Raw genomic sequence first — 14,291 nt, 5'->3', positions numbered from 1 at the left:
TCATATGTGACGGTGGTACAAGTCACATATGACAACTTGCTTGGAGGGATGTGTATGTTTGGATGGGATGATATCCCAACGCTTGTTATTTCATTACTGATTATACTTCCTATCGTGGCTTTTGTTCACGAGGCCGGGCATTTTCTCATGACCTACTTTTTTGGCGGGAAAATGAAGTTTATCATCGGTAGAGGGAAACTACTGTATAAAAACGGAGATTTTGAAATTCGAAGAGTGTATTTCCTTGATTCGTGGACTCAGTTGGAAGAATTAAATGTCAATAACCGTTGGACTCACGCGATTGTGTATCTCAGCGGATCATTATTTAATATCCTAACAGTGTTACTAGTTAACGGGCTTATTCATATTGAGGTTTTACCCCCACATTTATTTTTTTACCAATTTGTTTATTTCTCCTTGTACTATGTGTGCTTCGCCTTACTTCCTGTTGAATATGGGGAAGGGAAGCCGAGTGATGGGAAAGCGTTTTATGATGCGCTGAAATATGGACCAGAAAAAGGACCGCTCGATTAAACGGCGGTCCTGTTGTAACATCTTGACGATGCTTAGCGACTGATATTTAAGGGAAAACATTATACAATGGAACATAGATATAATATTACAGGGGGGATATTATAATGAGAGAAGCCATTCAGTCACTCATTCAGAAACAAAAACAATACTTTTATTCTGGAGAAACGAAAGGTCTTTCTTTTCGTAAAGCCCAGTTGACAAAACTAAAAGAAGCAATAAAGAAGCGTGAACAAGATATTATGGACGCTCTTAAAAAAGATTTAAATAAAGGTCAGCAAGAAGTATTTTTCACTGAGATAGGATTTCTTTATAGTGAACTAAAAGATATGATGAAAAATGTGGATTATTGGGCTGAACCTAGAAAAGTTAAGACCCCGATTAGCCATATGGGAGGAAAAAGTTACATATATAAGGAACCATATGGTGTGACATTAATTATCTCTCCATGGAATTATCCTTTTCAGTTATGTCTCGGCCCTTTAATTGGGGCGATAGGGGCTGGTAATACGGCTATCCTAAAGCCTTCCGAATTAACCCCTAATACGAGTACTGTGATTAGAGATCTCATAGTGGCCACTTTCCCAGAAGAGTATGTGGCAGTCGTTGAAGGAGACGTTGAGGTATCACAAGCACTTTTAAATGAAAAGTTTGATTACATTTTCTTTACAGGGAGCACATCGGTAGGGAAAAAGGTGATGGAGGCAGCAGCCAAACATTTAACCCCAGTAACCTTGGAGCTTGGCGGGAAAAGTCCTGCGATCGTGATGGAAGATGCTGACTTGAAATTAGCTGCTAAACGAATTGTCTGGGGGAAATTCATTAATGCCGGTCAAACATGTGTAGCCCCTGATTATGTATTAGTCCATGAATCGCGGAGACGTAAATTCCTTAAACTTCTCGTTCATTATACGAAGAAATGGTTTGATGAGGATGCAAGGCGACGTAAGCCTTATCCCCGTATTATTAACGAGCGACACGTCGATCGCCTTGCAGGGCTTCTTAAAAATACCGATAAAGTGTTCTATGGAGGAGCTTACGATCGAGATCAACGATTTGTAGAGCCGACGATTATGATGGATGTATCAATGAACGATGCTGTTATGGCAGAAGAGATTTTCGGCCCTATTTTACCTGTTTTGTTTTATAAATATGATTATGAAATCATTGAGACGGTAAGAAAACGTCCTAATCCATTAGCTCTGTATTTATTTACTGAAGATAAGGAAAGCGAGCGCATGGTTTTAAGTAACTTATCGTTTGGGGGAGGATGTATCAATGACACGATAATGCACTTAGCCACACCGTATTTGCCATTTGGTGGAGTAGGGGAAAGTGGAATGGGAGCTTACCATGGAAAAAATAGTTTTGATACGTTTACCCATGAGAAAAGTATCTTTAAACAAACGACGGCCTTTGATCTGCCTGTTCGTTACGGACAATCGCAAACATCCATGAGCGCATTGAGAAAAATGTGGGAATAAGGTGAAGAGGCAGCTGCGGGGAAAACCGCAGCTGCCTTTGAATTAGGGGCTTAACTTTGCAATGAAAGTCAGTTTAAGAACAAGTACATTGACGAGGCATTAGCGACATTTAACATCCACCGTTCGCTAAGTATGATAGGAAGTCTTTACGATAATGGAGTAGCAGAAGATATGTTTAAAATTATTAAAAGAGTTTATCAAGGAGCGTCATTTTGATAGTTCTTCAAAAACATTATTATGATTTTGCCGGCAGACATAGCAGCTGATGCTAATACTAGATTAGTTAAAAAATCGGGTACTTCAACACCAGGAAAAATATAAGAAGGATATAGGGAAACAATGACTAAAAAAATATCTATATTAATATTTATTATAGCTGTTGTAATGATAAGCATGATTTCTTGTAGAAATATGTCATCAAAACCTGATAGGGTTCATATTGAAGGGATAGAAAATTTTCAGCCTAGCCGAACTCATTCTGAAGAAAGTTATTTATTGTATTATCCAGCAGATATAAGGGTTTCACAGAATGTTACCTTAGTAAAAGAGGTAAATAACAAAGGCGAAACGCTAGTAGAATATGAAATTACAGATGAGGATTTTAGAAGGGTCGTTACGCATCAAAAACCAAATAATTTAAATGAATTATATCTATCTTTTTTTGGAGAAGCAACCATTGATAACTACTTTTTTACTTATGATATAAGGAATAATCATTTTAAAAAAATTGAATTAGATTACTTTGATGTCCCTGTAGGTGTAGATCATATTAAACATTTTGGTGAGGATGTCCTATTACAAAATCTAGTTTCACATAAAACGGGCGACCAGAATTTAGATGAAAACGGTAATTTCAGTGTTTCTATAACAAATGTAACAACTGAACAATCTTTTGAAACTGAATTAGGTTTTGTTCCAAGATGGGCACCGATATTACAATTTAAAGAGAGAATCATCTTTGGTACTAGTGGTTATTATAATGAAGAGGACGAATATGTAGCACCCAATATCGGTATCAGTAGTTTGGAAGAGGGGAACATAGACTATTTAACCTTTAATGAGACGAAAGAGGAACTGTTCCCTGTTTATGCAAACACGGATTTTGCATATATTATAGGTAGCAGTGGACAGATGTATACTTTAGATGAAGATTTCAATATCCAGACATTTAAACCTTTTGAGGAACTAAGTTTTCAAGACTATTACTTTTATGAAGAATCTAATGCCTATTTAATGCTGAATGAAAATAAGGCTCTGTATAGTGTTATAGGTGAAAGTGGTACGATATTTGGAATCCTTACTTTAAATGATCACCCGGAGTTTACGTTATTAAAGGACAGCTTCACTGAAGAGGGCAAAACTTACAATGTTTTGTACCAAAATAGTGATGAGGAAGAACTATATATTATTGAGCTCGGTGATGAAATGGATAATGTTATAGTATTAAATAGTCATGATTTAACTTTAAAATACAAGTTTCCTATTGAACAAGGTTACTTGATGGATTTTGTAGTGAAATTAAAGAAATAGCTTGTAAAAAGACCTTGATTGGCTAAATGCCATTCAAGGTCTTAGTTGTGCAGCTACCCGGCGCCGGCGGACCGCTAAGACACGGCCGTGACGAGTTGATATCTTTAGACTTTAGGTGAAAGGGTCCGTCTGTAACATATCCAAGACAAATTGCTATTAATCCAAAGTACAATTTCAGTTATAGATTGACTTAGAAAAAATCATATAAAAATGGTTTCAGTGGAGGAAGACATGTGATGAGTGCCGCTAACGTTTTCTCATCACTTTCGATCAATGCTTCCTCTGCCAGAGTATGTGGTGATTGGCTCCCTAATAAAATCGCTGTTAGCATTCTCACATCTAAGTGAATCCCTTTTTTAGGGGCATGCTGGCAGCTCACCCCTTCTTTCGTTTTCTCTGAGAACGGGAAAAATTCAATCTCGTTTTCCTTTGTTTCACTAAATTTTATAATGTATGTGCCGTTGTTCCACTCGCATGTCTCATCTGTTACATGAAATATAAGTGGCCCAGCGTCAGAGTCCCATTTAAACGGGTACTCTTTCAAAAAAGAATGGACGTCGACAATCCTTGCCATAAAGTAAGAGGTGACCTCGTGTTTTACTTTTGGATCAGGCAGGAGGAATGGTAAACGTTCGTGCGGCGCCGTTGTGATTGAGACTGTTTCAATCATGGAATCATGATTAGATATAAAGCTCATCAACCCGTTTCGGGCATCGGGAGTGATCCAAATAAGCTCATGTATTGTCATCTTCATCTCTTTTACCGTGTATATCATATAGCCGGTACATTGATCACCATGATAATAAGCGGCAAGCATCCCCTTTTTGCGTTTGAAGAGAGAGTCTTTCCACCATTTTTCATCCCGGACAAGCGTACCACTATAACGTTTTGCCCACTGTTGGTAAACGTCATCAATAGCTGTGTAGTCTGGTTCGATACGCTTTACATGTCCATTGTGCGGAAGGCGTCCTGGTAACTGCTCCTTTGACAGCGTTAGTTTTGCTTCGTCGCTGAACAGCTCCCAGCCAAATTTCCTGTAAAAAGGGATGGAAAAAGGGTGAAGGAACGATAATGATTGACCGTTCTCTTTCATATCCTTTAATGCGTGTTTGAGTAGTTGGGACACGAGACCACTTCGACGATACTCAGGCCATGTGGCTACGCCTGCAACTCCTCCCATTTTAAAAGATTTTCCGTCGATGTAGACGTGAAAGGGTAAGACAGACGCTTTAGACATAATCACCCCATTCTCTTCCATAACCCATGTGACATCAGGGTCCAGAGAAGAAAGGCGCTCACGCCGTTCCTCTTCAGTCATTTCGTATTGAAAGGCAAACTCAGACAAGCGGATGCTGTCTTCTAGTTCAGATGGTTTAAGTTTTCGAATCATGATAAGTTCTCCTCCTTAAATATAGCGATGGTTTTTTTTCGTTGTAAGGCATGATCCACTGAAGGCTCTGGATAATCGTGACCAATAAGACATGTGCTTGCCTGTTGAGTAGCGTGTGGCATTGTGGCTGGATGATGAATATACTTTACCGGTACTTGGGCAAGTTCTGGTACATATTGTTTAATGAAGAGGCCCTTAGGATCGAAGTGCTCAGATTGGCGGGTTGGGTTAAACACTCTAAAGTAAGGGACTGCGTCAGTGCCAACAGAAGCGGCCCATTGCCAGCCTCCCACATTTGAGGCTATATCATAGTCAATGAGTTTCTTCGCAAAATAAGCTTCGCCTAAACGCCAATCAATTAAGTAATCCTTTGTTAAAAAAGACGCTGTGACCATTCTTAATCGATTATGCATCCAGCCTGTTTCGTTTAATTGTCTCATACCTGCATCAACAATTGGGAAACCTGTTGTACCAGTGATCCAGCGTTGCCAGAGCTCATCCTCGTCCCTTCGCCACGGTAAGTCTCTATATTTTAGTTGATACTCCTGCGTATCTGTTTCAGGATAGACATGATAGATCATTGCATAAAAATCCCGCCAAGCAAGCTCTTTTATAAATGTTTCCGCCCCTTTTCCCGCAGTATCGATATGGGCCGTCACACTGTGGAAAATGGTTGCTGGTGATAGTGCCCCAGTTTTAATAAAGGGGGAAAGATTGCTCGTCCCGGATTGTGCAGGTTGATCTCGCAATTCAGCATAAGTTGTGAGCCGTTCTTCGATAAATTGTTCTAGTAGTTCAGTTGCCTTTTCTTCACCTATGTCAGTCCAATGCTGGTGACAGTGAGCTAAAACATGGTGATTAAAAAAAGGTGTATCGTCTTGAATGTTGTGGGAATCATGACACACATAGCGGTTTTTAAGTTCCTCAAGATTAATGGATACCGTTTTAGGTTTTAGATGTTGCTGCCATTTACGAAAATAAGGAGTGAAAACGTGATAAGGCGTGCCATCCGCCTTTGTAAGCTCGTCTGGTTCAACAATATGGCTACCACTAAATCCATACGTGGCAATCCCTTTATTATGCAGAAATGATGTGATCTCTTTATCTCTCTCTTTACCGAACCTTGTATAATCTTTTTGATAGAAAACAGCTTTTAACGTGTTAAAGGATGCGAGCAGTTTTGAAAATGCTTCGTGAGGATCACCAAAAAAGATGGGAAGATGTAAGTTAAGCTGTTGACACCTTTTCTGAAAATGGTGAACCGACTGAAAAAAATAATCATGATGTAAGTCAATGGTCGTTACGAAGTTTGGGTGAAGATGAAAAAATAGAACGACACGGCCATTTGTCTCACATGCAGCGCGAAGTGCTTGATGAATAGCACGGTTGTCATGAAACCTTAAATCATTTCTCAGCCATACGGCATAAATGTCACTCATCGTGTTATCACCTCACCTATCATCATATCGGAAATACTCGGCACAAGAAAACAAGACGTCTGCTCTTAGTATGCCATAAATTAAAATGGGGTGTTGGAATTGTGTGGAATAGACCACCTCGATTACTGTGACACATAATCGGGTTAAGGAAAGGTAGTTAATCACATATTATATAGCGCCATGAAAAGAGACGTTTAATCCCTACAAATAGTTGTTGAGGCTACACTAAATTTTTGTTGGAGAAAATCAGTCACAATTTTCTTCTAAATGTTGTCGTGAGAGTAGTACGTCCTTTTAGAAAACGTAAGCGGTTTAAAAACAGACAAAATATGTTCAATGTTTCACAAACTTTTTCTTTGAATACGTGTTAAAATAAATTTAACGAAAGGGGTTGTGATAGATATGACGACATTAACTCGAAAGCTAGAATGTGAGTGGATACCATTTTCAACAGACACAGAAAATTACACACAGGAGACTTTTGAAGCTCTCGTAGGGGATGAGTTCGAAGCGATGATGTTTGAGGGAGAGGGGCAAGAAATACCTTCGTACATTTGGACAGTTAACTTTGTATGTATCATTAAGCGTAGTACACGTATGTACAATGACATTTCTATTACTAAAATACCTCGTAACCCGGCTTGCGAGTGAGACTGTTGCTACAGCAAAAAAATATAAAATTATGACGATTCACCTTCTATTGAGGAGTAGCTGATGGTAGCGTGTTAAACGTCATTCAACATACGGTCATTTCCAGCGGATGATGGATGGGGCACCTGTCATCCGTTGGTTTTTGTCTTGTTTAAATGTGCATTGAGCAAAACTCGTATTTTATAAAATGCGGGTTTTTTTGTGCATAGGAAAGTCAATCGATTTCATAAATCATGGTTGTATCGTTATTTAGAACGTTATGACTCATTGTTACTACAGAGGGACGTTTTCCGGGGGCTCGTCTTCAACTCATTCTGCCTTTGCAAAGCTCAGTCAGAATGGCTTTTCAGACGTCGCTTCCTTCCAAAGGAGTCGCCATCTTGCGTTTCAATTCTTCGTTGTTAATGACGAACATTTTATTAATTTGTAATAATACTCGATACATTAAGGGTGATATTTAAATATGAAAACGCATTCGAGTGTATTGATCATTTGATAAAGGAGAGGCCACATCCCATAAGTTTTATCATGGATCTTTTAAAGCCATATAGAAGATTATTTATGAGAACTTCAGGGAATAGACATAATACAATTTATCACAGAGAAGCGTTCGTCAACCTCTCTGCTCAAAATAGAGAGGAGAGGTAACTCTATATAGGAAAGAAAAGTGAGGAATGACTGCATGGAAAATAAGAAAGTATATGACATGATAGGGGTAGGTATCGGTCCGTTCAATTTAGGTATGGCTGCTTTATTAGATAATAAGGAAGAAATAGAAGGCATTTTCTTTGAAGAAAGCTCGTCATTTAATTGGCATCCAGGTATGTTAATTGAAGGGGCAGATTTGCAGGTGCCATTTTTAGCAGATTTAGTGACATTTGCTGATCCAACTAGTAAGTACAGCTTTATTAATTATTTACATAAACATAATCGGCTTTACACCTTTTATTTTTTTAATCGGTTTGATATTCCTAGAAGAGAATACAACGACTATGCACAATGGGTTGCAGGCCAACTGGATAATTGCCGATTTAATAAACGGGTAGTCGATGTTACAGATCATGTGACGACTTCTTCTTACTATGAAGTGACAGTGGAAGATCAACAGACAAAAGTATTAGAAACGTACTTAGCAAAACATCTTGTGATCGGGACTGGAAGTAGCCCTTCCATACCAGCTGAATTTGAAGGTTTTCCACAAGAAGATGTTCTTCATACGAGCGCTTATCAGTATTGTGTTGATACTTTTACTGAAGCCGATAAAGTATTAATTGCAGGCTCTGGACAAAGTGCCGCAGAAGTATTTCTCGATCAGCTACAGAGACAAACACAACGTAAACCGATGTTATATTGGTTGACCCGATCACCAGGATTCTTTCAGCTGGAAGCGGGGAAATTAGGACAGGAAGTCTTTTCTCCTGACTATATTGACTATTTCCATAAGTTATCTTATGAGACGAGACAAAGAGAATTACCTCATTTAACACAGCTACGGAATGGGATAGAAGAGAAAACGTTGCATAAAATTTATGACCTTCTCTACCATCACACCACTCAAATAAGGGAACTGCCTGTATTAATCCAGGCCAATGTAGAACTGAAAAGTATTGAAAAAGGTAAAGACGGTTATCACGTATCTTGCTATCAGCTTCAGGAGGATATGTCTTTTACAATCACAGTGGATAAAGTAGTATTGGCTACAGGTTATCAGCCGCATATCCCTAATTGGTTACATAAATTCTCAGACTTAATTGAATGGGAAGATGATGCTCATTTCACCGTTAGTCGAGACTATAAACTTCAATTTAAAGAAGAAAGATCCCATCATATTTTTACATTAACGAACTTGGAACACAGCCATGGGGCAGGGGCTACAAATTTAGCGTTAGCCGTTGAACGTAATGTGACAATTATCAATCGTATTGCAGGTAAAACTCTTTATCCTGAACAGCGACATACGGTTTTTCAAACGTTTAGCCACGATGTTCATAACGACTATTAGATGAAGTCTGCCTGCGGAAATATGAAGGGGAAATGGATGTGGCCAATTTACGATCTGTAATAAGGGGCTTTTGAGGGAGCCCCTTTCCCGGTAAAGTTGACTGTTAATCAAGCCTTTTAATAACTAACGAATTGAAAAGGCTTTTTCGCCTTCAACTACTTCAATTTCTTTTTTATTCAAACTTCTCACTTTAGCTGGAAATTTTATGTTTTTTAAAGAGGCTAAAAAAGCTTCTACTGTCTCCGGTTCACCTTGGACTTCTAACTCCACAGACCCATCCATATTATTTCTTACCCAACCGCTTACACCAAATTCTGAGGCTTTCATTTGCGTATTGAAGCGAAAGCCAACTCCTTGAACATGCCCACTCACAATGACATAATAACGTTGCATCGTTTTTCCTCCTCGTCATACCGTTTCACGAACAGCAGTGTTTTTAATGGTATTCCCTTGATGCCCGTCCGCAAATCATAAAACATAGTTAAACAATGTTATACGATCTTAACACTCCTTTTAGTATAGGAGATTGAATATATAAGTATATGATTATATAATGTAATTGTTATATGTGAAAAAGGAGGTACTACTGTGATTATAACAAATGAGGCGAAAGATTATTTAATGAAAGTCTTAGAGGAAAATCATGCTGACACTATTAGGGTGACTGACACTGGGGAAGGGTGCTGTGGTCCAGCTATCGGAATAACGCTTGATAAGCCTGAGGAAGCTGATATTGTGGAAGAGATAAACTCCATTCAAGTGGCCTTTGAAAAAGCCATTTATTATGATGTGAAAAAAGCAACGATCGATGTGCAACAGGGAGATGGAGGGGAAGAACTTGTTCTCACAGGGATCACGGAATCATGTTAAACATCGTTATTACTTTATAAATAGATAGAAGGCTTGAAGCTCTATTTAACAATAAGCGTCAATTTTCTTTTAAGCAAGTTGGCGTTGGGAAATGTATTAACGACTAGAGGCTTGTATAGGATGGCTTATTAAGTGTGCCGTCAATAGAAGCTATAAGGGGAGGGAATTAACATGAGTAAAGATGTGGAAGATGCAGCAGGGAAAGGTATTAGCTTTTTTGAAAGGTATTTATCTGTCTGGGTGATCATTTGTATTATGGCGGGCGTAGCCGTTGGACAATTCCTTCCGGTAATACCTGATACGCTTAGTCGTTTCGAATATGCGCAAGTGTCCATTCCAGTGGCCATTTTAATTTGGCTGATGATCTATCCAATGATGGCGCAAATCGATTTTTCTAGTATTGCCAATGCAGGACGTAAACCAAAAGGACTTATCGTCACGTTAGTTGTTAACTGGCTGATCAAACCGTTTACGATGTTTTTCTTCGCTTGGCTCTTTTTCCGAGTTGTATTTGCCCCGTTCATTCCAGAGGCGCTTGCGACAGAATATATTGCCGGGGCTGTGTTATTAGGAGCGGCACCGTGTACGGCCATGGTATTCGTATGGAGCTATTTGACGAAGGGGAATGCTAGTTATACACTCGTTCAGGTATCAGTGAATGACCTCATCATGATCTTTGCTTACGGACCGATCGTCATGCTCCTACTTCGTATTAATAATGTGGTCATTCCGTTTGATACGATTTTCTTATCGATTGTCTTATTTATTATTATTCCGTTAGCGGCAGGATACGTATCACGGGTAGTACTTATTAGACGCAAAGGTTTAGCTTGGTTTGAAAACGTCTATTTAAAAGCCGCAGGGAAATTTACGATAGTCGGCTTATTATTAACGTTAATCATTTTATTTTCATTCCAAGGAGAAGTGATTATTAATAATCCGCTTCATATCTTATTAATTGCTGTGCCTCTAATTATACAGACATTATTTATTTTTGTTATCGCCTACTTATGGGCAAAAACGTGGCGCATTGAACATAGTGTTGCGGCACCAGCGGCTATGATCGGGACGAGTAACTTTTTCGAGCTAGCAGTGGCAGTAGCGATCGCGTTGTTCGGATTGAATTCAGGTGCCGCACTCGTCACAGTCGTGGGGGTGCTAGTGGAAGTGCCACTTATGCTGTTTTTAGTACGGATTGCTAACAATACAAGAGGATGGTTTCCCGCTGAACCGCAGCTCGTAAAAAATAAGTAGAACGAAGAGAGGCTGTCCTATGAGGAGGGCTTTTTTTCTATGAGAATGGATTTGAGTGCGTCATGCTGTTACTCATGGACAGTATTGTACTCCCCTCCCTCTATGAAACAATAAACCGATGTTTTCTCATTAGGTAAACTGAACATCATGCTTCATTAACAGAAAAATGGTCACATTCTATCAGACGAAATACCTCACATTCTGCTATAATAATAGAGTAGAGTGATAGAGAGGTAGGACTGTTGCAGATGTTACGTACACTTATATGGTATATGTATTTTTTTGGCTACTTAGTGGCGGTTTCACCGTTGCTAATTAAAGCACACATGCTTAAAAAACAAGGCAAAAAAGAAGAATTGGATACGTTTATACGAACGATTAGCGGCAATTGGGCTCGCAGGTTAATCAAGTTGGCCGGTGGAAAAGTAAGTGTTATTGGGGCAGAACGGATTCCAAAGAACGAACCACTTCTTATCGTTAGCAATCATCAAGGAAATTTTGATATTCCCGTTTTGTTAGGTTATTTAGGAATTAATATGGGGTTTATTTCTAAAGTTGAAGTAAAGAAAATCCCATTGATTCGTTCATGGATGATATTCATGGGCTGTGTTTTTATGGATCGCAAGGATAGACGACAGGCAGTGAAGGCGATCAAACAAGGTGCAGAGTCGTTTCAATATGGACAAAACCTTGTGATTTTTCCAGAGGGTACACGTAGTAAGGGAGGTCCTGTAGCCCCTTTTAAAAAAGGCAGCTTCAAACTGGCGACAAAATCAGGTGTTACAATTCTGCCCGTCACAATTAATGGGTCTTATAAGTTAATGGAAGCCAATAATAATTTAATGACTCCCGGAAACGTAGTCGTAACCGTGACTGAGCCTATACGTTGTCATCAAACTGACGAAACAGTTGATGCGCAACAGTTGGCTGATTTGAGTCGGACACAAATTATGAATGCTTTAGAGGATAAGCAAGAGCATGTAACTGAGGAACTATCTTCTCCTGTGTAGGGGGATAGATAGTTTTTAATTTTAAGTACGAATAGTCCATTCATGATAAACAGTCTATAACACATGTCCTTTTTAAATAAGGAAGTTGCAGTGAAGGACGGTGACTTTGAGAGTGGCAGGGATGTCTGAAGTCTAATGAGGCGAAAGGGTCCGTTTTTAAAAATGGAAGATCAACGTATTAATCATTTATCACAGATAAACGTCTGTAAAACTCCCCGCCCAAAAATAGAGAGGAGAGAGATAACGGACGACCATATCCTGATTCACTCAACGATCAATCAGCGGAGAAGAGCGAAAACACCAACTGATTGAGAGTTCATTTTATAGGTGTATTATGACATTGGTTCATATATAATAAAATGAATGAATAATCAATCAATGAAGGAGGAGAGGACTTTGTCAGTAGATACAATATTGGCTACGATTGTAAGGAGAATGAACGAGGAACCAGAGCATTTAGAAGGACTTACCTATACCTATGAATTTCGGTTAACAGGAGAAGAAGAGCAGCTCTATCAGCTGAAAATAGACAATCAAACAGCTGAGTACGCTACAAATAGGCAGTGGGAACCTAAATTAACGCTAGAATTAAGCGAGGCTAACTTTCAAAAGCTCGCCACTGACAGTCTAAATCCAGCAATGGCTTATATGAATGGCAAGTTAAAAGTTCACGGCGAACTAACCCATGCCCTCAAGTTTCATAGTCTGTTAAAAAAATATACGTAAACAGCGAAGTGTCATGATGCTGGCGCAACGTAAAAAAGCTGATCCTTTTAATCGGGAAGGTCAGCTTTTTGTATAAGGGTATCATTCTCGCACGGACCACTTTGTTGGTCTCAAAAAATTCTCTTATAGAGAGGATCTCTCAGTTTTGAAGTTGAAGGGTGATTCAAGCCTTTTGGAGCAACTTCTCTTCATAACGCTCATCGATTTTTTTCTCGATTTGGAGGATGGCTTTTTGGTCTTCCATAATTTCCTGCTTATTTTCTTTAACTAACTCTTCGAAGCTCTTGTGAAAACGCTTTCTCATTTCCTTTCACCTCTTAATCAAAATTTTCTTACAATTTAATTATACCTAACTTTCACCAAGAATGTCATGTGAAAACTGTTACAAATTTACGAACTTTATCCCAGATCACCATCTAGGCTCACACCCATTGGTATGATAAGCACCACCACAACATTCAGTATAGAGCCAGAAATTACAATAACCCCCTCCATGAGCCCGTAAAGCTTGAGGTGATATTATGTCAAGAAAATGGACACAGTGAATAGGGAGATGTGTTTTTCCCTACCGCGTTCTGTTGATTACCCTCTCTGGCAGTGTAGGGGATGATAACCTTACTGACAGAGAGGATAATTGAGTATTTGATATACTTTTACTTGATCGGCTCAATTGATCTTTTAGAAAATTCATACTTGTCATAAACTGTCTAAGTCTGGTAAACTTAAAAAAATTAAAATAATTGCTTATGTAGAGAAGCAGAGGGACTGGCCCGAAGATGCTTCAGCAACCCCACATTTAAGTGGAAGGTGCTAATTCCAGCAGGATAATTATCCTGGAAGATAAGAGAAGTTTTTAAAACGTTAACCTCTTTTCTTCGGGAAAGAGGTTTTTTAGTTGGCAGAATATAAAGTGGCTGTTATGAAGCTCATTATTTTCTTCTTCCCTGTTGGCTGTTTTTCTCTGTTGAAAGCAAGATTTTAAAAATGACAAAAAGGTGGACTTAAACTATGACAAAAGAATCTTTCGCACAACAAGCAGCTATGACAGGACCGTTTCGTTATGATCATGTAGGCAGTTTTTTACGCCCTGACCGCTTGAAAAAAGCACGCCAAGACAACGCAGATGGCATTATTTCTGATGACGAACTTCGAACGATCGAAGATGAAGAGATAAAAGGCATTGTAGAAGAACAGAAAAAAGCGGGACATTTAGCGATTACAGACGGAGAATTTAGACGACGATGGTGGCACTTAGATTTTCTTGAAGGATTAACAGGGGTAGAAGGATTTGAACCAAAGCAAGGCTATCAATTTAAAGGTGTTAAAACGAAAGCCTGGCTCGTTCGTTAGAGTGACCTAATTAAATGAGACAAGGAAAAAACACCCCCATAGTCGTATATAAAC

General features: G+C 39.0%; 14 protein-coding genes, 1 pseudogene and 1 riboswitch. Of the genes and pseudogenes, 11 read left to right on the top strand and 4 right to left on the bottom strand.

Annotated features, from left to right (window positions below; genetic code table 11):
* Positions 1-54 precede the first annotated feature (54 nt).
* The 4 genes and pseudogenes from BK581_RS07625 (at position 55) to BK581_RS07615 (ending at position 3,545) form a co-directional block, all read left to right on the top strand.
* Positions 55-534: a site-2 protease family protein gene (locus BK581_RS07625; protein WP_078577606.1), complete on the top strand. Its 480-nt coding sequence runs from the start codon at positions 55-57 to the stop codon at positions 532-534.
* 104 nt (positions 535-638) lie between these two features.
* Complete coding sequence (locus BK581_RS07620) at positions 639-2,015, top strand: aldehyde dehydrogenase (RefSeq protein ID WP_078577605.1); 1,377 nt, start codon at positions 639-641, stop codon at positions 2,013-2,015.
* Positions 2,016-2,081: 66 nt separating this feature from the next.
* Positions 2,082-2,228 (top strand): annotated as a pseudogene (locus tag BK581_RS20270) (IS3-like element IS655 family transposase); the annotation flags it as partial.
* 126 nt (positions 2,229-2,354) lie between these two features.
* The gene (locus BK581_RS07615) at positions 2,355-3,545 is read left to right on the top strand and encodes a hypothetical protein (RefSeq protein ID WP_078577604.1); all 1,191 of its coding nucleotides are present in this window, start codon (positions 2,355-2,357) and stop codon (positions 3,543-3,545) included.
* Positions 3,546-3,735: 190 nt separating this feature from the next.
* Here BK581_RS07615 and BK581_RS07610 read toward each other — a convergent pair whose 3' ends face one another.
* Positions 3,736-4,935, bottom strand: a complete 1,200-nt coding sequence (locus BK581_RS07610) for a GNAT family N-acetyltransferase (protein ID WP_078577603.1) — start codon at positions 4,933-4,935, stop codon at positions 3,736-3,738.
* Positions 4,932-6,374, bottom strand: a complete 1,443-nt coding sequence (locus BK581_RS07605; protein WP_078577602.1) for a cryptochrome/photolyase family protein — start codon at positions 6,372-6,374, stop codon at positions 4,932-4,934. The genes BK581_RS07610 and BK581_RS07605 overlap by 4 nt, the downstream gene beginning before the upstream one ends.
* A 402-nt stretch (positions 6,375-6,776) precedes the next feature.
* Between BK581_RS07605 and BK581_RS07600 the strand changes: the two genes are divergently transcribed.
* A complete protein-coding gene (locus BK581_RS07600; protein ID WP_078577601.1) occupies positions 6,777-7,025 on the top strand; it encodes a hypothetical protein in 249 nt (82 codons plus the stop codon).
* A 682-nt stretch (positions 7,026-7,707) separates the two neighbouring features.
* On the top strand, positions 7,708-9,027 hold the full coding sequence (locus BK581_RS07595) for a lysine N(6)-hydroxylase/L-ornithine N(5)-oxygenase family protein (RefSeq protein WP_078577600.1): 1,320 nt from the start codon (positions 7,708-7,710) through the stop codon (positions 9,025-9,027).
* A 123-nt stretch (positions 9,028-9,150) separates the two neighbouring features.
* On the opposite strand, the gene BK581_RS07590 is transcribed toward BK581_RS07595, so the two are convergent.
* Complete coding sequence (locus BK581_RS07590; protein ID WP_078577599.1) at positions 9,151-9,420, bottom strand: acylphosphatase; 270 nt, start codon at positions 9,418-9,420, stop codon at positions 9,151-9,153.
* A gap of 195 nt (positions 9,421-9,615) precedes the next feature.
* On the opposite strand from BK581_RS07590, the gene BK581_RS07585 reads away from it, so the two are divergent.
* The 4 genes from BK581_RS07585 (at position 9,616) to BK581_RS07570 (ending at position 12,887) form a co-directional block, all read left to right on the top strand.
* A complete protein-coding gene (locus BK581_RS07585; protein WP_078577598.1) occupies positions 9,616-9,897 on the top strand; it encodes a hypothetical protein in 282 nt (93 codons plus the stop codon).
* Positions 9,898-10,068: 171 nt separating this feature from the next.
* Complete coding sequence (gene arsB / locus BK581_RS07580; protein WP_078577597.1) at positions 10,069-11,151, top strand: ACR3 family arsenite efflux transporter; 1,083 nt, start codon at positions 10,069-10,071, stop codon at positions 11,149-11,151.
* 248 nt (positions 11,152-11,399) lie between these two features.
* On the top strand, positions 11,400-12,161 hold the full coding sequence (locus BK581_RS07575) for a lysophospholipid acyltransferase family protein (protein WP_078579888.1): 762 nt from the start codon (positions 11,400-11,402) through the stop codon (positions 12,159-12,161).
* 396 nt (positions 12,162-12,557) lie between these two features.
* The gene (locus tag BK581_RS07570) at positions 12,558-12,887 is read left to right on the top strand and encodes an SCP2 sterol-binding domain-containing protein (RefSeq protein WP_169837603.1); all 330 of its coding nucleotides are present in this window, start codon (positions 12,558-12,560) and stop codon (positions 12,885-12,887) included.
* Positions 12,888-13,050: 163 nt separating this feature from the next.
* Here the strand turns inward: BK581_RS07570 and BK581_RS07565 are convergent, their stop codons facing one another.
* Positions 13,051-13,191, bottom strand: coding sequence for an FbpB family small basic protein (locus BK581_RS07565; RefSeq protein ID WP_078577595.1), 141 nt, complete (start codon positions 13,189-13,191; stop codon positions 13,051-13,053).
* A gap of 437 nt (positions 13,192-13,628) precedes the next feature.
* Positions 13,629-13,734: riboswitch (SAM riboswitch) on the top strand.
* Positions 13,735-13,895: 161 nt separating this feature from the next.
* On the opposite strand from BK581_RS07565, the gene BK581_RS07560 reads away from it, so the two are divergent.
* On the top strand, positions 13,896-14,237 hold the full coding sequence (locus BK581_RS07560; protein WP_078577594.1) for a uroporphyrinogen decarboxylase/cobalamine-independent methonine synthase family protein: 342 nt from the start codon (positions 13,896-13,898) through the stop codon (positions 14,235-14,237).
* The last annotated feature ends 54 nt before the right edge of the window (positions 14,238-14,291 follow it).

It is taken from the genome of Salipaludibacillus agaradhaerens (genome assembly GCF_002019735.1).
Classification (GTDB): Bacteria; Bacillota; Bacilli; order Bacillales; family Salisediminibacteriaceae; genus Salipaludibacillus; species Salipaludibacillus agaradhaerens.
Note: the sequence above shows the minus strand (reverse complement) of the source record. Positions and strands in the feature narration are given on the sequence as shown.